This window comes from Flavobacterium sp. GW823-FHT06G12, assembly GCF_058794775.1.
Window position 1 is genome coordinate 468,582 of record NZ_JBXAHE010000001.1, and the last position, 22,530, is coordinate 491,111.

Annotated in this window: 22 protein-coding genes; 12 read left to right on the plus strand and 10 right to left on the minus strand. The window is 33.4% G+C overall.

The features are described from left to right. The first annotated feature begins 7 nt into the window (after nucleotides 1-7). On the plus strand, nucleotides 8-952 hold the full coding sequence (locus tag AC1Q5Z_RS01945) for an NAD(P)H-dependent flavin oxidoreductase (RefSeq protein WP_492443621.1): 945 nt from the start codon (nucleotides 8-10) through the stop codon (nucleotides 950-952). 20 nt (nucleotides 953-972) lie between these two features. Next, nucleotides 973-1,383, plus strand: a complete 411-nt coding sequence (locus AC1Q5Z_RS01950) for a hypothetical protein (protein ID WP_492443623.1) — start codon at nucleotides 973-975, stop codon at nucleotides 1,381-1,383. Between the two features lie 134 nt (nucleotides 1,384-1,517). Here AC1Q5Z_RS01950 and AC1Q5Z_RS01955 read toward each other — a convergent pair whose 3' ends face one another. Continuing rightward, nucleotides 1,518-1,958: a DUF4268 domain-containing protein gene (locus AC1Q5Z_RS01955; RefSeq protein ID WP_289058250.1), complete on the minus strand. Its 441-nt coding sequence runs from the start codon at nucleotides 1,956-1,958 to the stop codon at nucleotides 1,518-1,520. Between the two features lie 92 nt (nucleotides 1,959-2,050). Between AC1Q5Z_RS01955 and AC1Q5Z_RS01960 the strand changes: the two genes are divergently transcribed. Then, a complete protein-coding gene (locus AC1Q5Z_RS01960; RefSeq protein WP_492443625.1) occupies nucleotides 2,051-2,695 on the plus strand; it encodes an NUDIX hydrolase in 645 nt (214 codons plus the stop codon). A 132-nt stretch (nucleotides 2,696-2,827) separates the two neighbouring features. Next, nucleotides 2,828-3,637: a lysophospholipid acyltransferase family protein gene (locus tag AC1Q5Z_RS01965; protein ID WP_492443627.1), complete on the plus strand. Its 810-nt coding sequence runs from the start codon at nucleotides 2,828-2,830 to the stop codon at nucleotides 3,635-3,637. Between the two features lie 241 nt (nucleotides 3,638-3,878). On the opposite strand, the gene AC1Q5Z_RS01970 is transcribed toward AC1Q5Z_RS01965, so the two are convergent. The 3 genes from AC1Q5Z_RS01970 to AC1Q5Z_RS01980 all read right to left on the minus strand — a co-directional run bounded on the left by AC1Q5Z_RS01970 (nucleotide 3,879) and on the right by AC1Q5Z_RS01980 (nucleotide 6,228). Next, a complete protein-coding gene (locus tag AC1Q5Z_RS01970; RefSeq protein ID WP_198857032.1) occupies nucleotides 3,879-4,511 on the minus strand; it encodes a DUF8845 family protein in 633 nt (210 codons plus the stop codon). A gap of 8 nt (nucleotides 4,512-4,519) precedes the next feature. After that, nucleotides 4,520-5,014 carry an RNA polymerase sigma factor gene (locus tag AC1Q5Z_RS01975; RefSeq protein WP_008462500.1) on the minus strand — a complete coding sequence of 165 codons (495 nt, stop codon included), beginning with the start codon at nucleotides 5,012-5,014 and terminating at the stop codon, nucleotides 4,520-4,522. 152 nt (nucleotides 5,015-5,166) lie between these two features. Further along, the gene (locus AC1Q5Z_RS01980; protein ID WP_343589698.1) at nucleotides 5,167-6,228 is read right to left on the minus strand and encodes a DUF3810 domain-containing protein; all 1,062 of its coding nucleotides are present in this window, start codon (nucleotides 6,226-6,228) and stop codon (nucleotides 5,167-5,169) included. Nucleotides 6,229-6,435: 207 nt separating this feature from the next. Here AC1Q5Z_RS01980 and AC1Q5Z_RS01985 point away from each other — a divergent pair, with 207 nt between their 5' ends. After that, a complete protein-coding gene (locus AC1Q5Z_RS01985; RefSeq protein WP_492443630.1) occupies nucleotides 6,436-7,896 on the plus strand; it encodes an aminoacyl-histidine dipeptidase in 1,461 nt (486 codons plus the stop codon). 112 nt (nucleotides 7,897-8,008) lie between these two features. On the opposite strand, the gene AC1Q5Z_RS01990 is transcribed toward AC1Q5Z_RS01985, so the two are convergent. From AC1Q5Z_RS01990 to AC1Q5Z_RS02000, 3 genes are all read right to left on the minus strand, one after another. Beyond that, the gene (locus AC1Q5Z_RS01990; RefSeq protein WP_198857035.1) at nucleotides 8,009-8,791 is read right to left on the minus strand and encodes a carboxypeptidase-like regulatory domain-containing protein; all 783 of its coding nucleotides are present in this window, start codon (nucleotides 8,789-8,791) and stop codon (nucleotides 8,009-8,011) included. A gap of 172 nt (nucleotides 8,792-8,963) precedes the next feature. Continuing rightward, nucleotides 8,964-10,883: a DEAD/DEAH box helicase gene (locus tag AC1Q5Z_RS01995; protein WP_492443632.1), complete on the minus strand. Its 1,920-nt coding sequence runs from the start codon at nucleotides 10,881-10,883 to the stop codon at nucleotides 8,964-8,966. A gap of 203 nt (nucleotides 10,884-11,086) precedes the next feature. Further along, a complete protein-coding gene (locus AC1Q5Z_RS02000; protein WP_198857037.1) occupies nucleotides 11,087-11,665 on the minus strand; it encodes a non-canonical purine NTP diphosphatase in 579 nt (192 codons plus the stop codon). Between the two features lie 76 nt (nucleotides 11,666-11,741). Here AC1Q5Z_RS02000 and AC1Q5Z_RS02005 point away from each other — a divergent pair, with 76 nt between their 5' ends. Continuing rightward, on the plus strand, nucleotides 11,742-13,520 hold the full coding sequence (locus AC1Q5Z_RS02005; protein ID WP_492443635.1) for an ABC transporter ATP-binding protein: 1,779 nt from the start codon (nucleotides 11,742-11,744) through the stop codon (nucleotides 13,518-13,520). Here the strand turns inward: AC1Q5Z_RS02005 and AC1Q5Z_RS02010 are convergent. Beyond that, the gene (locus AC1Q5Z_RS02010) at nucleotides 13,501-13,884 is read right to left on the minus strand and encodes a ribosomal maturation YjgA family protein (RefSeq protein ID WP_492443637.1); all 384 of its coding nucleotides are present in this window, start codon (nucleotides 13,882-13,884) and stop codon (nucleotides 13,501-13,503) included. The two genes, AC1Q5Z_RS02005 and AC1Q5Z_RS02010, sit on opposite strands and share 20 nt — an antisense overlap. Before the next feature lie 432 nt (nucleotides 13,885-14,316). Here AC1Q5Z_RS02010 and AC1Q5Z_RS02015 point away from each other — a divergent pair, with 432 nt between their 5' ends. The 3 genes from AC1Q5Z_RS02015 to AC1Q5Z_RS02025 all read left to right on the plus strand — a co-directional run bounded on the left by AC1Q5Z_RS02015 (nucleotide 14,317) and on the right by AC1Q5Z_RS02025 (nucleotide 16,607). Continuing rightward, complete coding sequence (locus tag AC1Q5Z_RS02015) at nucleotides 14,317-15,495, plus strand: glycoside hydrolase family 88 protein (protein WP_492443639.1); 1,179 nt, start codon at nucleotides 14,317-14,319, stop codon at nucleotides 15,493-15,495. Nucleotides 15,496-15,501: 6 nt separating this feature from the next. After that, nucleotides 15,502-15,909, plus strand: coding sequence for a hypothetical protein (locus AC1Q5Z_RS02020; RefSeq protein WP_343588963.1), 408 nt, complete (start codon nucleotides 15,502-15,504; stop codon nucleotides 15,907-15,909). Nucleotides 15,910-16,175: 266 nt separating this feature from the next. Beyond that, nucleotides 16,176-16,607 carry a hypothetical protein gene (locus tag AC1Q5Z_RS02025; protein WP_198857044.1) on the plus strand — a complete coding sequence of 144 codons (432 nt, stop codon included), beginning with the start codon at nucleotides 16,176-16,178 and terminating at the stop codon, nucleotides 16,605-16,607. A gap of 49 nt (nucleotides 16,608-16,656) precedes the next feature. On the opposite strand, the gene AC1Q5Z_RS02030 is transcribed toward AC1Q5Z_RS02025, so the two are convergent. After that, on the minus strand, nucleotides 16,657-18,171 hold the full coding sequence (locus tag AC1Q5Z_RS02030; protein WP_177210246.1) for an FMN-binding glutamate synthase family protein: 1,515 nt from the start codon (nucleotides 18,169-18,171) through the stop codon (nucleotides 16,657-16,659). Nucleotides 18,172-18,207: 36 nt separating this feature from the next. Then, nucleotides 18,208-18,987, minus strand: coding sequence for an NYN domain-containing protein (locus AC1Q5Z_RS02035; protein ID WP_343588961.1), 780 nt, complete (start codon nucleotides 18,985-18,987; stop codon nucleotides 18,208-18,210). A gap of 200 nt (nucleotides 18,988-19,187) precedes the next feature. Here AC1Q5Z_RS02035 and AC1Q5Z_RS02040 point away from each other — a divergent pair, with 200 nt between their 5' ends. From AC1Q5Z_RS02040 to AC1Q5Z_RS02050, 3 genes are all read left to right on the plus strand, one after another. Then, nucleotides 19,188-19,637, plus strand: coding sequence for an RrF2 family transcriptional regulator (locus AC1Q5Z_RS02040; protein ID WP_343588960.1), 450 nt, complete (start codon nucleotides 19,188-19,190; stop codon nucleotides 19,635-19,637). Between the two features lie 20 nt (nucleotides 19,638-19,657). Beyond that, nucleotides 19,658-20,182, plus strand: coding sequence for an azurin (gene azu, locus AC1Q5Z_RS02045; RefSeq protein ID WP_492443643.1), 525 nt, complete (start codon nucleotides 19,658-19,660; stop codon nucleotides 20,180-20,182). A 91-nt stretch (nucleotides 20,183-20,273) separates the two neighbouring features. Continuing rightward, nucleotides 20,274-22,508 carry a nitric-oxide reductase large subunit gene (locus AC1Q5Z_RS02050; RefSeq protein ID WP_492443645.1) on the plus strand — a complete coding sequence of 745 codons (2,235 nt, stop codon included), beginning with the start codon at nucleotides 20,274-20,276 and terminating at the stop codon, nucleotides 22,506-22,508. The last annotated feature ends 22 nt before the right edge of the window (nucleotides 22,509-22,530 follow it).

The window sequence follows — 22,530 nt, forward strand, 5'->3', positions numbered from 1 at the left end:
TTTCTTAATGAATAAAATCACCCAACTTTTCAATATTAAATATCCTATCATTCAAGGCGGAATGATTTGGAACAGTGGTTATAAATTAGCATCAGCAGTTAGTAATGCTGGCGGACTTGGGCTTATTGGCGCAGGTTCTATGTATCCAGAAATTTTAAGAGAACACATTCAAAAATGTAAAAAAGCAACTGACAAACCTTTTGGGGTCAATATTCCGATGTTATATCCTAATATCGAAGAAATCATGAATATTGTGGTTGAAGAAGGCGTTAAAATTGTTTTTACTTCCGCAGGAAATCCTAAAACTTGGACTTCTTTTTTAAAAGAAAGAGGTATTACAGTTGTTCATGTGGTTAGCAGTAGCGTTTTTGCTTTAAAAGCACAAGATGCTGGTGTGGATGCGGTCGTAGCCGAAGGTTTTGAAGCGGGAGGTCATAATGGACGTGAAGAAACGACGACATTAACCTTGATTCCGATGGTAAAAGAAAAAATTCAAATTCCGTTGATTGCAGCTGGAGGAATTGCTACAGGAAGAGGAATGCTTGCTGCAATGGTTCTTGGAGCAGATGGTGTTCAAGTTGGAAGCCGTTTTGCGGCATCTATAGAATCTTCTTCGCACAATAATTTTAAACAAACTATAGTTAGTACTTTAGAAGGAGGTACACAGTTGACATTGAAAGAATTAGCTCCTGTTCGATTGATTAAAAATAAATTTTATCAAGATGTTCAGGAATTGTACCAAAAATGCCCTTCTAAGGAAGAATTAATACAGCTTTTAGGAAGAGCAAGAGCAAAAAAAGGAATGTTTGAAGGAGATTTGGACGAGGGAGAATTGGAAATTGGACAAGTTGCAGGTCTGATTCATGAAATTTTGCCAGTTGAAGAAATTATTCGACAAATGATTGCCGAATTTGAAGTCGCATCCAAAGAAAAGAGTACTTTTGAGTTTTAATTACCTGCAAGAAATATTTTATGAATTCCCTACGCCCCTACATATTGTTACTGTTTTTAGCTTTTGGATTGCAACAGGTTCAGAGTCAGTCTTATCATTTTAAAACCTCAGGATTTAGTGTTCTGGAAAAAAATGAAAGAGGAAAATGGGGAGAATGGTCTAATCTAGATTTGGTAAATCTCTCAGTGGTTTTAGATACCAACAAGCATAGAATTGTAGTATATTCTCAAGAAATTCAGCTTTATAATATTTTAGATTATATCGAAAGAGAGGAAAATGATACTGATATTGTGTATTCTTTTATGTGTAAAGACAATGACGGAAAAGAATGTAAACTATCAATTATAACCCGAAAAAAACAGGATTACCGAAAACAATTATACATTAATTACGACGATCATATTATCGTGTATAATATTATTACGGTTTAAAGGTTCTAAGATACTAAGGTTCTAAGTTTTTTGGACTTAAATAAAATAATAAACCCGACAGATTTTTAAAAATCTGTCGGGTTTGCTATATAAAAACTTAGAATCTTAGTATCTCAGAAACTTAGCCTCTTAGACTACAAAGAATCAATATCCTTAATAAACTCATCATATTCTAAATAGAACATTTCTAGAGCGTGCATATTTTCGTTGAAAAAATCAAAAATAGTATCCCAAGTATTTTTATTGCTGAAACCAACGCCAAGTTTTTCAACCCAGATTCTGCTGATGGTTTTACCACTTTCTAAAGTATGGTTTTTCTCAAAGACTAAATCTTTAATAAATTCTTCTTCTAGAATATTTTTTAAAGCTTCCAGTTTTTCAAAATAAGCAATACGTTTTTCATCGCTTCGCTGTTCAATGTCAATTAAAACCTGAGCCTTTTTGTTGTCAACATAAAACTTAAAAGAAAAGTCTTTGATCTTTGTATCATAAAGTACCCATTTACGAGGATATTTTTCGGCAAAAGCTACCCAAAATTCTCTTTTTATTCTTTGCGATTCTTCTTTGCTGTACATTTTTTTAGGCTTTAATAATAGAAAACTTGTGGTACTGCGTTTTCTGGAGTATATTTATGTTTTATTTGAAAGTACAAAAATAAGCTTTGATTATGAATTTTCAAGACTTTTTGAAATATGTTCCCAATATAATTCCTGTAGAGCTGCCAGCAGTAACCTCACATTTAAAAATGGCTCCAAAAGAACGTATAGAAGGATTAAAGAATCTTGATATTGAAGCGTTGAATGCCAGAATGGCTGGAGTAATGATGCTCTTTTATCCAAAACAAGAAAAAACACATCTCGTTTTGATTGTTAGAAACGCTTATGATGGTGTTCATTCAGCTCAGATTGCATTTCCGGGAGGCAAGTATGAAAAGGAAGATTTAGATTTTGAAACCACGGCACTTAGAGAAACACATGAGGAGGTAGGAATTACTAGTGACAAAATAAATATAGTTAAGCGTTTTTCTCCAATGTATATTCCGCCAAGTAACTTTTTGGTGCATCCGTTTTTAGGAGTTGCAACAGAAGAACTTTCTTTTTATCCTGATATAAGAGAGGTAGCTGGAATTATAGAACTGCCTTTGTCTGTTTTTTTAAATGATGATATTATTATCGAAGCCAGATTATCAACTTCTTATGGGGCAAATATTTTAGTTCCTGCTTTTAATATTCAGAATCATGTTGTTTGGGGAGCCACGGCAATGATTTTGAGCGAATTGCGAGATGTCTTAAAAGAAGCGATGAAGAAATAAATTTGATAAAGTTTATTTAATGATTTGATATTCATTTGGATAACTCTTAATTGCAGAAATTGTTTTATACTGTTGCTAAAAGAATAATTTTTGTATGTTTGCGACCTAACAAAAAAATAAGATAAATTAGTTATGGGATTGTTTAAACGAAATCCTTTTGGGCATATATTATTCATCAAGAAATGGTTAATCCGAGTTCTAGGTGCGATGACTCATAAGAGATATAGAGGTTTTAACGAATTGCAGATTGAAGGATCTGAAATTATTAAAACACTCCCTGATACTAATGTTTTATTTATATCCAATCACCAGACTTATTTTGCAGATGTTGTGGCAATGTTTCATGTTTTTAACGCCAGTTTATCTGGACGTCAAGACACGATTAAAAATATCGGTTATTTGTGGCAACCCAAAATGAATATTTATTATGTTGCTGCAAAGGAAACGATGCAAGCAGGATTGCTACCAAGAATATTGGCCTATGTGGGTGCAATTACAGTTGAAAGAACTTGGAGAGCAAAAGGAGTTGATGTAACAGAAAAACGTGATGTTAACCCAAATGATACTGAAAATATTAGAATTGCGCTTGAAGACGGTTGGGTAATTACTTTTCCTCAAGGAACGACAAAATCCTTTAAGCCAGTTCGTAAAGGAACAGCACATATCATTAAACAACACAAACCAATCGTTATTCCAATTGTAATAGATGGCTTCCGCAGATCATTCGACAAAAAAGGACTTCGAATGAAGAAAAAAGGAATACTACAATCTTTCATTATCAAAGAACCTCTAGATATTGATTATGAAAACGATACAATCGAACAAATTGTAGAAAAAGTAGAATACGCAATTGAACAACATCCATCATTTTTAAAAGTTATTCCTGCCGAAGAAATCAAGGCACAAGAAGAACTAAACAAATTAAGACGTTGGGATTATTAAAAGTTAGTTTTGTTTTGTTTCAAGTTTAAGGTTTCAAGTTTGCTTTGTCTGGCTGAACGAAGTCAAAGCCTAATTTGTGCCCTTCGACTTCGTTCAGGGTGACAAATCAATTTTTTATCAGGCTTTTGTGTTTATGGTTTTAGATTTCAAGTAGGAAAAACTTTGTCCCTTTGCAACTCAGAATCTTTGTGCCTTAAAGAAAAAACTTAGAATCTTAGCATCTCAGAACCTTAGAACTTTTTCAGAAATCTATTTTCTTCAACTCTTTATAATTAGCATACAATCTTCTTAAAAGTGTTCCATAGATAATTCTGTAGAAACACCAGAACAATCCAAAGAAACCTAAGATTACTAAGAATAGAATTCCGATTGTTACAAACATTGCTTTTCCGTTCATGGCAAGTTTGTTTCTTAAAAACTCCATATCTGGATTATATACGAAAGCAATAAAGAAACTTAAAATAGCTGTAATTACAATCATTCCTAGATTGTACCAAACGTAATATTGAACTGTTTTACGGGTTTTTAAAATAGCACTCATCAATGATTTTGTGGCTATTGTGGTCGAAATTGTTTTGTAGTTTTTATAAAAAATGTAAACGAAAATTAAAACGACAACATAATTGAAATACGTTAGAAACTCTAAAGCTGTTACAATTTCAGGATGATTCATCTTTCGCAGTACATCATCTGTATTGATGAATAAGTTCGAAAAAGTCCAAAAGGAAATCTCCAAAATACTGATAATTAAAATCCACTTTACAATAGAAGATGACTTTCTATGAATCATCTTGTAGATTTCGTTTTCAGAAATTTGTTGAAAAGAACCTGAGTTCTTCTGCCAGTCTTTTTTTAGTAAATCCAGTTCTTTCATAATAATTTTTAAGGATTTAGTATTTTTTTAAGTTTCCCCTTAATTCTGTTCATTTTCACGCGCGCATTCACTTCGCTGATTCCTAAGGTTTCAGCTATTTCTTGATAATCTTTGTCTTCTAAATACATAAAAACTAATGCCTTTTCGATGTCATTCAATTGATAAACTGCTTTATACATCAGTTTAATCTGTTCTTCTTCTTCATAATTATAGTCAACATCTTTTACAAAATGTTGGTGGTTTTCATAATCTACGGTCGATATAGTTCTTTTGGTTTTGCGGTATAAGGTAATCGCTGTGTTTAAGGCAACACGATATGTCCAAGTCGAAAATTTACTGTCGCCTCTAAATTTTGGATAAGCTTTCCAAAGCTGAATGGTAATTTCTTGAAACAGATCTTTATGAGCATCTTCGCCAGCAGTATATAATCTACAAATCTTGTGGATTATATTCTGATTTGCCTGCAGCTGCGCAACAAATGACTGTTCTAGATTTTCGCTCATAATGTATTAGTAGTTATGAAATCATTTTTGTTACAGTTGGTGTTTTATTTTTGCCACGAATTACACAAATTTCTCGAATTACTTCTAAAACAGAATAGATTAAAGTTGAGTTTTTTAAAATTTGTGCTAATTTGTGTAATTCGTGGCAAACTTTATAGTTCTCTTGTTTTATAGTAATTAATCGTCAAATCGATAAACTTACTATAGCTTTTCATTCCATCTTTTTGATTATTTGTTTTTAAAAAACTATCCCATAGAAAATGAAAACCTTCGTCTATAAATGTGTCATATTTTTTCCAGAAATCTTGGTCTTCTTGATAGTTTTTTAAAATTCCAGTATTTACTTGTTTTTTTAGTATTTCAAAAATTTTCTCGTTTTTAAACTGCCAGATTCCGAGACAATAGCGTAATGCAAAACTATATCCTGCATATTGATAATATAAATTGTCATTTTTGACAGAAGCCAAAAGGCCAATAAAATTGCATTCGCTTTCACTTGCAAAACCAATCTGATGTGCCATTTCATGAGATGTAGTTAACGGAAAAGTGTACATTGGTAATAAGTCGTTAATTTGCGCTTCGTTTGTAAATGGATTTAAATAACCGCCAAATCCCATATAAGTTAAAGGAAGGCTGAACAATGATTTTTTTACGCTTAAGGTTTTGTATTCAAAATAAGGATGTTCTTTTGCTAAATTATCATAACCGTTTAAAATCATGTTAAATGACTCTTTCTGCGAATATGGAAAGACAATTTTAGAGCTTTTATTTTTTGTGATTTGAAACTGAACTTCATTCGTCTTTGCAATTAATCTTTTGGTGAAAGCCAAAAGATCAGCATCGGTATATTCTCTTTTGATTTCCATTTTCTCAAAAAGAGGTTTGCGATAATAATTGAAAGCCCAAAACAGATGGAAGAAAAAGTAAAAAATAGAAAGTTTGCCTATTATTTTTAAAAGATGATCTTTCCAATTAGTCTTCCATGTCCCTCTTATTTTCCAAAACCAGCTAATTATAGAAATCATCAAAATAGCATAAATAATGTCGCCGACAGAAAACGGAATATTACCTAAAACTGTTCTAGAAAAATGTGAAATCCTAGCGAATAAATTTTTACTGTAAAAACCTTCAACAAAATCAGGGAAGTATGGAAGGATTTTATAAAAAATGATTTGAACTATTAGAAATAAAGGTAAAACGTATTTTGATTTCACAAGGTAAATTTTAGATACGTAAATATAAATACAATATCGAATGATTAAAAAAAGTTCGTCATGAATTCCACGAATTTTCGTTAATTATTGATTTATTCAATTTTAGATCCGTTTTAATTTGCGCTAATTAGTGTAATTCGTGGCAAAAAAAGCAATTAAACTTTGTAACTTTGAAGCTCTTAATTGTTAAACATCAAACAAAATATAATGAGTCAAGAAATAAGAAATCTGGAACCAAAAGCACTTTGGAACAAATTTGCAGATCTAAATGCTGTTCCTCGTCCATCGAAGAAAGAAGAGCGTGTAATTGAGTTTATGAAAAACTTTGGAAACAGCTTAGGTTTAGAAACTTTCGAAGATGAAATCAGAAACGTAATTATCAGAAAACCTGCAACTCCAGGAATGGAAAACCGTAAACCAATCGTAATGCAAGGACATTTAGATATGGTACATCAAAAAAATGCCGATACTGTTTTTGATTTTGATACACAAGGAATCGATATGTATGTTGATGGTGACTGGGTTCGCGCACGCGGCACAACACTTGGAGCTGATAATGGGTTAGGAGTGGCGACTATTATGGCAATTCTAGAAAGCAAAGATATTCCGCATCCTGCAATCGAAGCTTTATTTACAATTGATGAAGAGACAGGAATGACTGGAGCTTTAAACTTAAAAGGTGGAATTCTTCAAGGTCAGATTTTATTAAATTTGGATACAGAAGAGGATGATGAAATTGATATTGGATGTGCTGGTGGAATTGATGTAACTGCTACAAGAACATATCATGAAGAAGAAGTTCCAGAAGGTTCTGTTGGTTATACTATTACAGTAAAAGGCTTAAACGGTGGGCATTCAGGAATGGATATTCATAAAGGTTTAGGAAATGCAAATAAAATCATGAATCGTTTATTATTTGATGCATTCGAAAACTTTGGTTTGCAGATTGTTGAAATTAATGGAGGAGGTCTTAGAAATGCAATTCCGAGAGAAAGCGTTGCCAAAGTAATCATTTCTCAAATGTTTGATGAGGCTTACGTTTATGATATGCAGGAAATCATTTCTGATATCAAAGCTGAATACAAAACAACTGAACCAAACTTATCAATTGAAATCGTAAAAGGAGATTTACCTGAAAAAGTAATGGAACTTGGTGTTCAAGAAGGAATCATCAGAGCGATTTACGCGGCTCAGAATGGAGTTTATAAAATGAGTGCTGATATGGCTGATTTAGTTGAAACTTCAAATAATATTGCCCGTGTTGTTATTAAAGATGGTGAAATTTTAGTTGGATGTTTAACACGTTCTTCTGTAGAATCTTCAAAATTTGATTTGGCTAATTCTTTACGTTCTGCTTTTGAGTTAGTTGGATGTGAAGTAGAACTTTCTGGTTCTTATCCAGGTTGGACACCAAATGTAAACTCTGAGATTTTAGAAGTTTTAAAAGATATTTACGAAAAACAAAATGGAGAACAACCAAAAGTAGTGGCTTGTCACGCTGGTTTAGAGTGCGGAATTTTAGGAACAAATTATCCAGATATGGATATGATTTCTTTTGGTCCAACAATTCACGGAGCGCATTCTCCAGACGAAAGAGCAAGTATTTCTTCTGCACAGAAATATTGGAAATTTGTACTAGAGATTTTAGAGAACATTCCAGTTAAATAAAAATAGTTTTCAGTAGCAGTATTCAGTTCGATAAAACTGTAAACTGAGACTTAAAACTGCGACTAAAAAAAATCCCCAATTGAAAAATTGGGGATTTTTTTATGGTAAAATATTAATTTCTTTTCAAAACTTTATACTGTTCGTAACAAGCACTAATTGCATCCATAATTTGAAGATCGTTTGCAGATTGAATGAAAGAATCAGAATAGTTGCAGCGATGCATAATTTCAGGTATTTCATCTTTGCTGATACCTAGTAATACTGCAACCGTTTCGCGATCGTATTTGGACTCTAAAAGCGTTCGTACAGTATCATCCTTTTTCATTTCCTTTAGCTTCTTGAGCTCTTTTCCGTTCTTTCCAAAGAAATTATAAAGCATATCGGCGGGGTTAAAAATCGAACCGAGAACCTTTCCAAAAGCATTTGGCGCATATTCTCCCGCTTCATAACCTTGCGTAAGACCAGAAATACTGTAGCGATAGTTTTCTTTAGTTGGAATTAATTTAGAGTCAATTTCAAGATAACCTGTTAGGGAAAAAGGTGCAATAACCACTTCTTCCAAAGCAATCGCTTTTTCTGTAAGCTGAATTCTAGTTACTTTATTCTTAATCCAGTCATTTGTAACTCTGATTCTTAGCGATTGAAATCCTAGAATAGAAAAATGAAGCGTGTCGTTGACTTGCACATCAATTTCAAAATACCCTTTTTCGTCAGATTTTGCACCACGTACTTTGTTGGTGTTAATGATATTTACGCCAGCAAGCGGTTGTTTGCTGTCGTCGTTAATAACATAACCTGAAACTCTTTGTGGAACTGTTGGCTGTGCATCTTGTGTATCTTGCGCGAAACCAAGGTTAGCGATAAGTGTAAAAAAGAAAACTGCGAAATATTTCATATCCTGATTTAAAGCACTAAAAGTAGTAAATCGGGATTAAATATCTCGCAGTCTTGGAATTTAATTATAAGAAAATTAACAAAGACATTGATAAGATTATTAGATATAAGAAAAAATCCCAAATTCCATATAAAATAGGAATTTGGGATTTATATTTTAAGATCTTAAATGATTAATCTCTTCTAGATCTTCTTGGTCTTGAGCTATCGCCGAAGTTTTCTGAACGTCTTGGAGCTCTATCTGAACCACCTTCGCTTCTTGGAGCAGAGCTTCTAAAACCACCTTCTCTTCTAGGAGCTGAGTTTCTATCACCTCTAAAACCTCCATCACGAGATCCGCCTTCGCGTGATCCACCTTCTCTTGAAGAATTTCTATCACCTCTAAATCCGCCTTCACGTCTTGGAGCGAAGTTTCCTTCTCTTCTTCCAGAATCACGTCTTCCGCCACCACGGTTGTTGTGGTCACGTCTTCCGCCACCGTCATTTTTAGAAATCTCAACATTGATACGACGACCTTCTAATTGTACGTTGTTTAAAACGTCCATTACTTTGTCTGTATGCTGTGGATCTGTGTTGAAGAAAGAGAATCCTTCTTTAACATCTACTTTAAAGATATCATCACGACCTAAATCTAATGTTTCTTTTAAGTAATCTTTTAATGACATCCAGTCGAAGTTGTCTCTAGAACCGATGTTTACAAAATAACGAACTGCTCCATTATTACTGAATTCTCTTGTTTCAGAATCACCTCTTTCACGTCTTTCACCAGATTGAACAGAAATATCTCTGTTTTTCTTGTAATAAGTAATAAAACGATTAAATTCTACTGAAACCATTTTCTTAATCAATTCTTCTTTAGATAAATCTTCAAGAACATTGTTGATTGCTGGTAAATAGTTGTCAATTTCGTGATCAACCTCAGTGTCTTTAATTTTGTTTGCTAAGTGTAATAACTGAATTTCGCAGATTTCAATTCCAGATGGAATAGTTTTTTCTTCGAATTTTTGTTTGATGATTCTCTCGATAGAAGAAATTTTACGTAACTCACTTTTTGTAACAATTACAATAGAAGTACCTAATTTTCCAGCTCTACCTGTACGGCCAGAACGGTGGTTGTAAGTTTCGATTTCGTCAGGTAATTGGTAGTTCACAACGTGAGTTACGTTATCAACGTCAATACCACGTGCAGCAACGTCAGTAGCAACAAGCATCTGAATTTGTCTTCCACGGAACGATTTCATTACACCATCACGTTGCGCTTGAGATAAATCTCCGTGTAACGCAGCGGCGCTATATCCATCTTCAATTAATTTTTCAGCAATAGCTTGCGTGTCTCTTTTTGTACGACAGAAAACTACTGAGAAAATGTCTGGATTAGCATCGGCTAAACGTTTTAATGCTTCGTAACGGTCACGAGCATTAACTAAATAAAATTCGTGAGAAACTGTAGATGAACCTGAGTTTTTAGCACCAACAGTAATCTCAACTGGTTCGCTCATAAATTGTTTTGCAATTCTAGCAACCTCTTGCGGCATAGTCGCAGAGAACAACCATGTACTTTTTTCGTCTGGAGTATCTGATAAAATAGATACGATATCCTCATAGAATCCCATGTTTAACATTTCGTCAGCCTCATCCAAAATACAGTAATCTATATTTTTAATGTTTACTAGACCTCTGTTAATCATGTCTTGCATTCTTCCTGGAGTTGCCACAATAATTTGTGCACCTCTCTTTATTTCTCTTGCTTGCTCTGTTATACTAGCTCCTCCGTAAACTGCTACCACATTAATACCTTTTTCGTATTTTGAGTAGTTTTTAAGTTCGTTAGTAATCTGTAAACATAACTCGCGTGTTGGCGATAAAACTAATGCTTGTGTATTTCTGTTGTCGGCATCAATTTTTTGAATTAGCGGAAAACCGAAAGCTGCCGTTTTCCCTGTCCCTGTTTGAGCCAACGCAACCATATCCGTGTCTTTTTCCAATAATAGGGGAATCGCCTTTTCCTGTACCTCTGACGGATTTTCAAATCCTAGATCTAAAATCGCCTTCAGTAACGATTCATTCAATCCTAATTGTTCAAATTTATTCATATGTGTTTTAAAATAGGGTGCAAAATTACTGCTAATTATTCAGATAAACTAATGCAATTTTAAGAATTATGTATTTGTTAAGAATTGATTATCAAAAAGTTACGTTTTTGTTGAAATAAATTTTCGTGTTAAATGAAGAAATATGCCAAAAAACACGTCTTAAAATCTAAAATTTAGCATCTAAAATGTTGTATTTTAAACAATTATTTTGTGGTGTTCAGAAAATCAATCAGTTGCTTAACAGCTTTTCCTCGGTGACCTATAGTGTTTTTGGTCTCTAAGGGTAATTCTGCAAAGGTTTTGTCAAAATTTTCGGGCTTAAAAATAGGATCATAACCAAATCCGTTTGTTCCGGTTTTTGTATTTGTAATTTCTCCTTTCGCAATTCCGGTAAATAAATATTGTTTTCCTTCTAAGTTTAAAGTAATAACGGTTTTGAACTGCGCATCTCGATTTTTTTCATTTTTTAGAGCCTCCAAAAGCTTATTCATGTTATCATCTGCATTTTTTTGTTCTCCGGCGTATCGAGCTGAATATACTCCAGGTTCGCCATTTAAAGCAAGAACTTCTAAACCTGTATCATCTGCAAAACAATCATAACCGTATTTTTGAGTTACGTAATCAGCTTTTAAAATTGCATTTCCTTCAATTGTATCAGCGGTTTCGGGAATATCTTCCAAACAATTAATATCCTCTAAGCTTAATATTTTGATACTCTCTGGAAGCATACTCTGAATTTCTGCGATTTTATTTTTGTTATTGGAAGCGAAAACAAGTTTCATAGAATTAAAGTTTTAAATGATTTTCAACACAAATTTAGAATTCTTATATTTGATATGTGGCTTAAAAATGAAATAAATGCAATTATCTGTATTATATAAAAAAATCCTACCTTTTGTTAAGCCATACAGAAAAATGGTAGCTGCAACTTTACTTCTAACTTTTTTAGGTTCGTTTGCAGCACAAGTAAATGCCGTTATTCTAAAATATACTGTAGATACTATAAACAACCTGATGGTTGCCCATGAACCATTATCTAAAGGATTCCATTTGTTAGGCATTATTAGTGTGGTGTTGTTGACTAAAGAATTGGTAAATTCTGTTGTGCAGTTTGGACAAAAATTTTATGGAGAAAAACTCCGTATTTTCATTACTCGAGATATTTCGCAAACTATTGTCGAAAAAATTCTGAGCTATAGAATGGAATTTTACACTTCTGATGAAAATGAAAGCGGAAAACTTCAAACTAGAATTGATGCCGGAATTAGCAGTTTGACCAGATTAGTTCAGAACTTCTTTATTGATATTCTGCCTTTATTTGCCAATGCTTTTGTTGCTTTGGTTATTATGTTTTATGCCAATGTTTATGTGGGGTTAGTAAGTTTGTGTATTATCCCGATTTACTTTTATATTAGTCAGTTGCAAGCAACTAAATTGAGCGGATTCAGACGAAGAATGCGAAATTACCGTGAGACTAAAAATAACGGAATCATTAGTTTAATAGAATCAATAACAGTTATTAAATCTTTTGTCCGCGAATCTACAGAAGCAGATCGACATGAAAAGATTCAGTTTGAAATGACCGAAAATCAGCTAGAAACCCGAAAAACTAGTTTTATTTTCGAAAGCATAAAAAGTTTTGTCGAACAGATTGGAGTCGTAATTATTATCATTTTGACTGCTTATTTTGTTTTGAATAATCAAATGACAATTGGAGCGATTATGTTTCATATTATGCTTTTTAATAACGTTTCATCGCCTATTAGACAACTTCATAGAATTTATGATGAAGTAAATGATGCGCTGATTTATTCAGAAGGCTTTTTTGATATTTTAGAATCAGAACAGGAAGTAGAAACCAGCGGCAATTATATTCCAGAAAAAATTGTTGGATTAATTGAGGTTAAAAATGTCGATTTTGTTTATCCAAACGGAACACAGGCGCTTTACGATATTAATTTTAGAGTAAAACCAAATGAGACATCGGCTCTGGTAGGATTAAGCGGTGCGGGAAAAAGTACTATTATTAATTTATTAGATAAGTTTTATCTGCCATCATCAGGACAAATCTTTTTAGATGGAGTAGATTTAATAGATTACAATACCGATTTTCTGCGTAAAAACATTGGATTAGTGCTTCAGAAGAATCATATTTTTAAAGGAACAATTGCCGAAAACATTTTATACGGAAATCCCGAAGCTTCTAAAGAAGAAGTAATCGAAGCTGCAAAACAGGCGTATATTCACGAACAAGTGATCCAATTGCCCAAAAGCTACAATTCTGATGCGCATTTGCTTTCTGGCGGTCAGCAGCAACGAATTGCAATTGCAAGGTTGTTTTTGAAAAATCCTCCTATAATTTTTCTTGACGAACCAACGGCAAGTTTAGATGCAATTGCAACAGAGCAAATTAAGAAATCTTTGGATGCAATTAAAAAAGACAGAACTGTTATTATAATATCGCATAGTATTTCTCAGATTATTGATGCTTCCAATATTATTGTTTTAGAAAAAGGAAGATGTGTAGAAAAAGGAACTCACGACGAACTATATGATAATAAAGGAACTTACTACCAAATATTTATGGCAATGGCGAACAGCTTGAATATTGATAAAATTACTCAGACTTTTGAGTGAAAAATTTTAGAATGATTTTTTCTGAGATAAAAGCTAAAAAAATTCCAAAAGTGTAAGCCAGAATATCCGACCATAAAAAACCTTGACCTAAAACGTATCTTCCAAAAAGAGTTTTTCTTAATTCAATGATCCATTCCGCTTGATACAATTGAAGAAATTCAATGCAATAACAAATTAACAGCGAAAGAAAGAATATTAAAAAAGTGTTTTTGAACGGAAGAAATATCCTAACCAGAAAATAAATCATCACAGCATACAGAAAATCGCCTATCCATAATGGAATAAAGGATATTTTTCTTGAAAGGATTCCGAGGAAAATTATACTTAGAAAAATTGCGAAATAGTATATTCTGGTTTGGTTCAAGTTGAGATTGGGTTTTGGTTAAAGCAAATGTATATAATCAGATGCAATTTTTCTTTGTCAAAGTTTAAAAACAAGAGTGTAAGAAATGTTTAGTTTTACACAGAATAGCCACGATTTTTGTCATTTCGACGAAGGAGAAATCTTCACAAGTAACTCCGCATCGAAAGTCCAATCTTTGTCGAGCTTCTTACGGAGATTTCTCCTTCGTCGAAATGACAAAAATGCGTAAAAATCAACTTTATCATTTATTTTTTATTAAAATACCTTATAACCTTAGTCTTAAACTTTGACAAAGAGGAAATAGGTATAGAACATGAATAAAGGTTAATAAAATGGTGCACCAATAATCTATTTTTAGGTAACAAAAAGTACAAAAACTTAAAGGATTCACTTTATTTCATAAATTTATCGATTAAACAAACTATCGACCACATGAATGCAAAAATTTTCACTTTGATTGCCGCATTGTTTATTCTAGGAAATCAAGGTTATTCTCAAAAAGACAAAACATTTAATATTAAAAAACAGTTAGATTACTGTTCAGAACAAGCTTCAAAAACGTTACAAGTAATTCCGAATGACGGAACTTCGCCAAGAACAGTTCCAAACGGAAGTAAAGAATGGAAATTTGTTGACTATAAAGATTGGACAAGCGGATTTTGGCCAGGAGAATTATGGTTTTTATATGAAGCGACAAAAGATAAAAAATGGGAAAAAGAAGCCGATAAATTTACTCGTTTCTTAACGCCTTTATCGATTACAAAAGCTGCAGATCATGATTTAGGTTTTCAGGTTTTCAATAGTTTCGGAAACGGATATCGATTGACCAAAAATAAGGAATACAAAGAAATCATTTTAAAAACTGCCGATACGCTTGCCACACTTTTTAATCCGAAAGTGGGAACAATACAATCTTGGCCTAATAATAAAATGGGTGGACATAATACGATTATCGACAATATGATGAATTTGGAGCTTTTGTTTTGGGCTTCAAAAAATGGCGGAAGTAAAAATTTATACAACATAGCTGTAAAGCATGCCGAAACCACAATGGCAAATCATTTTAGGCCAGATAATACTTCTTATCACGTAATCATTTACGATTTCGAAACGGGAAAAAAGATAAAAGGAAGAACAGCCCAAGGATATAGTGATGATAGTATGTGGGCACGCGGTCAGGCTTGGGCAATTTACGGTTTTACAATGACCTATAGAGAAACAAAAGATACTAAGTTTTTAGATTTTGCCCATAAATTAGCCCGTGTTTATTTAGATAAATTAACAACAGAAGATTTGGTTCCGTATTGGGATTTTAATGCGCCAAATATTCCAAACGAGCCTCGAGATGCTTCGGCGGCGGCTATTGTTTCGTCTGCACTTTTAGAATTAAGTTCGTACACAAAAGACAAGAATTTAAAAGCTGAATATTTGACAAAAGCTAAAAAGATGATCGTTTCGCTTTCAGATCATTATCAGAGTCATGATGTTAATTCAGCATTTTTATTGCATTCAACAGGACATAAACCAGCAAACAGTGAGATCGATTGTTCTATAAATTACGCAGATTATTATTATCTTGAAGCACTTTTAAGACTTCAGAAACTAAAATAAAAGATTATGCTAAAGAAAATAAGCCAAATTGCCTTTGCAATAATGATGGTATTAATGCTTGCGAGCTGTAAAAATGCCAAACAAAAACTCCAAGAGTATGTTGTAACCTACAACAAAACTATTGCGCCAAGTTTTAGAGCTGAAAATGTAACACTTACTACAGCAAGAGGTTATATTAATGATGATAAAATAGAGTTGCGTTTTGAAACCGATTTGGAACAAAATGAAGCAAATAAGTCGGCAGCTGTTATTTCTTTTTCAAAATTAATAAAATTGATGATTGATAAAGACGAGATTCCAAGACAATTAATAGAAGAAGGGGTTCAATTTGATGTTTATTTTCTAGCAGATGATAATACTGTTTTAGATAAAGAAACACTAACGGGCGAATCGCTTAAAGATTTTTTGAAATAATAAATGGAGTTTTGTAGAAATACAAATTATTTTAATTCTTACATATTGAAAGTCTCTTTAAATAAATTTTAAAGAGACTTTTTTATGTTTACGACTAAAAGTTAAGTGTAGAATAAACGTTTTATTCTTACAAATATCCCTCTTTTTAAGCAGGTAATTGGTTTGTATTCAAAGAATTGTGTATGTGATTTTTGTAATTGAATATTGTTTTTGTGTTATGAATTAATTATGTTTGAGTTAAAAAATAACTATTAAACCAAAAAATTATGAAAAAAATTACCCAAATCGCATTCGCATTCGCCTTTGCATTATTCTTGGTAAGCTGTAAAAATACCAAGCAAAAAATACAGGAACATGTAAGTAATTACAATAATTCTGTCTCTATAAAAGGAAGCGGAATTACGAGTACATCAGCAAAAGCTTTTCTAAATGACAATAAAATCGAAATTAGAATTGAAACCAATTTAGAAGAAAACGATGCAAATAAACTAGCCTACAAAGAATCATTTCCAGACTTATTAAAAGAGATGATTAAGAATGATCAGATTTCTTCTTCTCTTATTGCTGAAGGAGTAAAATTTGACGTCTATTTTTTAGCTTATAATAATGCTATTTTAGCCCAAGAAGTAGTAGATCAAGATGAGTTAGCGGTTTTAGAAGGAACAGCAAAAGCAGGAAAAGAAACGGCAAAATTATAATTGAAAATTATGCATAAAAAAAATCCTCTTCATTTGAAGAGGATTTTTTTTATGAGAACTGAGTAACGTTTTTCAAATTATCAGGGAAATAAAGTTCTGACAAGTTGGTAAACTCATCTCCTCTCATAAAAATATTAATGTCAACATCTGCAAATGATGTTTTTCCTGCTGCTGCTAAAAGCTCATTTGCAGCATGAAGCGTATTTTTATGGAAGTGATACACTCTTTCAGATTTATCAGTAACAACTAAACCTTTCATTAGCATTTTGTTCTGAGTTGCTACTCCTGTTGGACATTCATTATTATGACAGCGTAAGGCTTGAATACAGCCTAAAGAGAACATAAAGCCCCTTGCGCTGTTACACATGTCTGCACCCAACGCAATGGCATGTAAAATAGAATAACCAGAAATGATTTTTCCACTTCCAATAATGCGCATTTTATCACGAATGCCTAAACGCACCAAAGTTTTATTCACAAAAATCAAAGCAGGTTCAAAAGGCATTCCGACACCATCTGCGAATTCAAGCGGAGCAGCTCCAGTTCCACCTTCTGCACCGTCGACAGTGATAAAATCTGGGTAGGTATCTTCGTTGATCATCTCTTGGCAGATTGCTTCAAACTCCTCAGTATTACCAATACATAATTTAAAGCCAATTGGTTTTCCGTTAGATAACTCGCGTAATTGTTTAATAAATTGAATTAGTCCATTAGCATCAGAAAAAGCATGATGCCCTGGAGGAGAAAGAATCATCGTATGTGGCACAACACCTCTAATTTTAGCAATTTGTTCTGTGTTTTTAGCTGCAGGTAACACACCTCCATGACCTGGTTTTGCACCTTGAGAAATTTTAATCTCGATCATCTTTACATTTGGAAGATTTGCTTTTTCAGAGAAATTTTCAGGACTAAAATTTCCTTCTGCATCACGACAGCCAAAATATCCTGTACCAATTTGCCAAGTGATATCTCCGCCTCCGGCAAGGTGAAATTCAGTTAGTCCGCCTTCTCCTGTGTTTTGGTAGAAATTTCCTTTTTTTGCTCCAATATTAATGGCGCGAACTGCATGTTCGCTCAACGAACCAAAACTCATTGCCGAAACATTAAATAAAGAAGCAGAATAAGGCTGTTTACAATCTTTTCCTCCAACTAATACACGAGGTAATTCTTCGTTTACTTTTGCAGGGAAAATAGAATGTTTGATTCCTTCGTAGTTTTCTGTATTTAAGTTTAATTGTGTTCCGAAAGGTGTACTGGAATCAATGTTTTTAGCTCTCTGATACACTAAAGAACGCTGATTTCTAGAAAAAGGTTTTCCGTCTGTAGATCTTTCAATAAAATATTGCTGAATCTCAGGTGCAATCATTTCAAATAAATATCTGAAATAACCTAGAACAGGGAAGTTTCTTAAAATAGCGTGTTTTTCTTGAGATGCATTATAAACTCCTACAATTAGTAAGATTGGGATAATAAATACGAGTAAATAACCTCGTCCAGTATAGTAATAAATTGCAGCAACAATTAGAAACAATAAGAATCCGTAAATAAAGAATTTTTTTCTCATGTTTTTAAAAAATTAAATAGGTAATAAATGTGATAATTAGTTGAATCTTAGACGTACATAAACGTGTTTGATTCCTTTTTTGTCTGACTCTCTTTCGTCGATTTCTAGAATATCGGTTAATGATTTAAGCATTGGTGTCAATTTAGAAAAACCATAATTTCGAGGGTCAAATTCGGGTTTTTTCTTGACGATCAGATTTCCGACATCACCCAAAAATGCCCAACCATCGTCATCTTCAATATCTTCGATTGTAGCCTCAATAAGTTCAATGGTTTGTTTGTCAATTTTATGAAGTGCTTTTTCTGCAGGTTTTTCAATTGGTTTTTTGGTATCAGTAGCGGTTGTTTTAGGTTTTTTCTTTTGAATAGCTCCATCCAAAACCTCAATATAGATAAATCGGTCGCAGGCCACAATAAACGAGTTTGGCGTTTTCTTTTCTCCAATGCCAATTACTTTCATACCCGATTCACGAAGCCGAATGGCAAGACGTGTAAAATCGCTGTCGCTGGAAACAATGCAAAAACCATCTAATTTTCCAGAATAAAGCAAATCCATTGCATCAATAATTAGAGCAGAATCTGATGAGTTTTTCCCCACCGTGTAACTATATTGTTGAATAGGAGTAATAGCATGTTCTAATAAAACACCTTTCCAGCCATTTGCGTTTGGTTTTGTCCAATCGGCATAAATCCTTTTCGTAGTTGGCGTTCCAAGTTTTGCAATTTCTTCCATCATGCCTTTTACATTGCTATATGGCACATTGTCTGCATCTATAAGGACTGCCAGTTTTAAATCTTTTGAATTGCTTAAAGGCATTTGTTAAATATTTAAAATTTAATACTCTCAAAGTTAAAATTAAAATTGGTTTTTATCAGAATTGAATGATGAATATGTGTAATTATTGGTACTAATTAGTTTCATTATAAATAATATTTGATCTTTAGAAAAATAATTAAAGATAAATTTGTCTTTTATTTAAAACCTGTATATCTTTGTGTGGAATTAATTAGGGATGTATGTTTTCAAAAGCGTGTGAGTACGGAATAAGAGCTTCAATATTTATAGCAACCAAATCTTCTAAAGGGATTAGGGTTGGAATAAAAGATGTTGCGAAAGAAATTGATTCGCCAGAACCATTTACAGCCAAGATTATGCAGGTTTTAACCAAAAGCGGCATAATTCATTCAACAAAAGGAGTTGGGGGCGGATTTGAAGTTTCGCCAGAAGCATCGAAAAAAATAAAGTTAATTCAGATTGTAGATGCTATTGACGGAAACAAAATATACAGCGGTTGCGGAATAGGATTGAAAGAATGCTCAGAAGAACATCCTTGTCCCGTTCATCACGAGTTTAAGAAAATAAGAGGACTGCTGTTAGAAATGCTTAAAAATACAACTTTAGAACAGTTAGCTACAGATGTAAAATCTGGAGATTTCTTTCTTAAAGCAACAAATGCGAACAATTAATATTATTAAATATCTTAAAAATGAATACAAAAACCAAAATTTCAGTACTAATCCTAATGGGATTTTTAGCAGTTACTTCTTGCGGTAAAAAAGAAACAACTCCCGCTGAACCAACAGAAGCAACAGAGACATCTACTGAAGGAGAAGCAGCTCCAGTAACTTCAACTGAAGAAAATGTTTTAGTTATTGAAGGAAATGACCAAATGCAGTTTAATATAAATGAACTGAAAGCTGTTGCTGGAAAACCAATCAAATTGACTTTGAAGCACGTTGGTAAAATCCCGAAAGAAGCAATGGGACACAATTTAGTGATTTTACAAGAAGGAACAGACCAAGCCGCTTTTGCTTTAAAAGCTAATGATGCTAAAGCAACTGATTATATCCCAGAATCTGAAAAAGCTTCAATCATTGCACATACTAAATTAATTGGTGGTGGAGAAGAAGATACAATCGAGTTTACAATTGATAAAAAAGGATCATATCCATTTATTTGTTCTTTCCCTGGTCACGTAGCCATGATGAAAGGTGTATTAATTGTTGAGTAAATAAATAAAAGCTCCAAATGCTGTAACTGGCTTTGGAGTTTTTTTAAAAACTAATAAAAGATAAAAATGTCTTTTATTGAATTGAAAAAGAATGAAAAGAGAAAAAAAATTATGGCTGGTTTTTGCATTGGTAATGAGTATATCATTTGCAGTGCTGGGTTATTATGGTTATGAGATTTATCAGCAGGCACCGCCAGTTCCGAAAGAAATTGTAACCGATTCTGGTAAAGTTGTTTTTAGCGAAAGCGAAATCAAAGACGGACAAAATATCTGGCAAAGTATAGGTGGCCAGGAAGTGGGATCTATCTGGGGGCACGGCGCTTATGTGGCCCCAGACTGGACCGCGGATTGGTTGCATAGAGAAGCCGTTTTTATATTGGATATTTATGCTAAGAAAGATTTCAATAAAAAATATGATGAATTAGATGCCGAAAAGCAATCGGCTCTAAAGATTCGTCTTCAGAAAGATTTAAGAACCAATAGGTATAATGCTGAGACAGGAGTACTTACCATTTCTGAAAATCGTTTGGCGGCGATTGAGTATTTAAGCGAGTACTATAAAGGTCTTTTTACAAATGATCCTCAATTCGATAAATTGAGAGAAGAATATGCGATTCCGAAAAACTCTATTAAAAATGTTGAAAGAATGCATAAAATGAATGCCTTTTTCTTCTGGGCAACTTGGGCAACAGTCACCAATCGTCCTAATGGAGATATTTCGTATACACACAACTGGCCGTCAGATGAATTGGTTGGAAATACTGCCACAACCGAACTTTTGGCTTGGTCTGGAGTAAGTATAATTTTACTGATTTTGAGTGTCGGAATCTTAGTTTTCTATCATGCAAAATCGGGTGAAGAAGAAGAATTTCCGCTTCCAAAAGAAGATCCATTGATCAAGCAAGGCAAAACCAAATCTATGGGCTTGGTAACCAAATATTTCTGGATTGTAAGTCTGTTGATGGTTCTGCAAATGGTTTTCGGAATCATAACAGCGCATTATGGTGTAGAAGGAAATGGTTTATATGGAATCCCGATTGATAAAATTCTGCCTTATGCCGTAACGCGTACATGGCACACACAATTGGCGATTTTCTGGATTGCTACAGCTTGGTTGGCAACTGGATTGTACATCGCTCCGGCAGTTTCGGGGAAAGATCCTAAATTTCAATGTTTTGGTGTCAACTTCTTGTTTGTTGCACTGTTGATTATTGTTTTAGGTTCAATGGCTGGACAATGGTTTGGAGTAATGCAGAAATTAAATTTAGTTCAAAATTTCTGGTTCGGACATCAAGGTTACGAATATGTTGATTTAGGTCGTTTCTGGCAGATTTTCCTTTTAGTGGGACTGTTTTTATGGCTGGCTTTAATGATTCGTCCGTTACTTCCAGTTTTAAAGAAAAAAACAGAAGAGAAAAATCTAATCATTTTGTTCTTAGTTTCTTGTACCGCAATTGCCATGTTTTACGGAGCTGGATTAATGTGGGGAAGACAGACTAATTTAGCTATTGCTGAATATTGGAGATGGTGGGTAGTTCACCTTTGGGTTGAAGGTTTCTTTGAAGTATTTGCAACAGTTGTAATTGCCTTTCTGTTTGTTCGTTTGGGATTATTAAAAACAAAAACCGCTACTTTAAATGTCCTTTTTGCAACTATTATTTTCATGTCTGGAGGTATTTTAGGAACCTTCCACCATTTGTATTTCTCAGGAACGCCAACAGCAATTATGGCTTTAGGAGCAACATTTAGCGCTTTAGAAGTGGTTCCGCTGACTTTAATAGGATTTGAAGCTTATCAAAACTATAAAATCTCAAAATCAACACAATGGATTGCAGATTACAAATGGCCAATTTTCTTTATGATTTCTGTAGCTTTTTGGAATTTCCTTGGAGCGGGAATCTTCGGATTCATTATTAATCCGCCAATTGCCTTGTATTATGTTCAAGGATTAAATACAACACCTTTACATGGACATACGGCATTGTTCGGAGTATACGGAATGCTTGGAATTGGTTTGGTATTATTTGTACTGAGAAGTTTATACCGAAATGTAAGCTGGAATACCAAATTGCTTAAAATTACTTTTTGGTCTTTAAATATTGGTTTATTTCTAATGGCAATCTTAAGTCTTCTTCCAATTGGAGTTTGGCAGGCAGTAGAAAGTATTAGTCACGGAATGTGGTATGCTCGTTCATCAGAATTAATGCAGCAGCCAACAATGATTACTTTAAAATGGCTTCGTGCAATTGGAGATTCAATTTTCGGAATCGGGTTTATAACGATGGCCTGGTTTGTATTTGAACTGACATTAAAAAACAAAAAATAAAACACAAAAATATAAATTGATT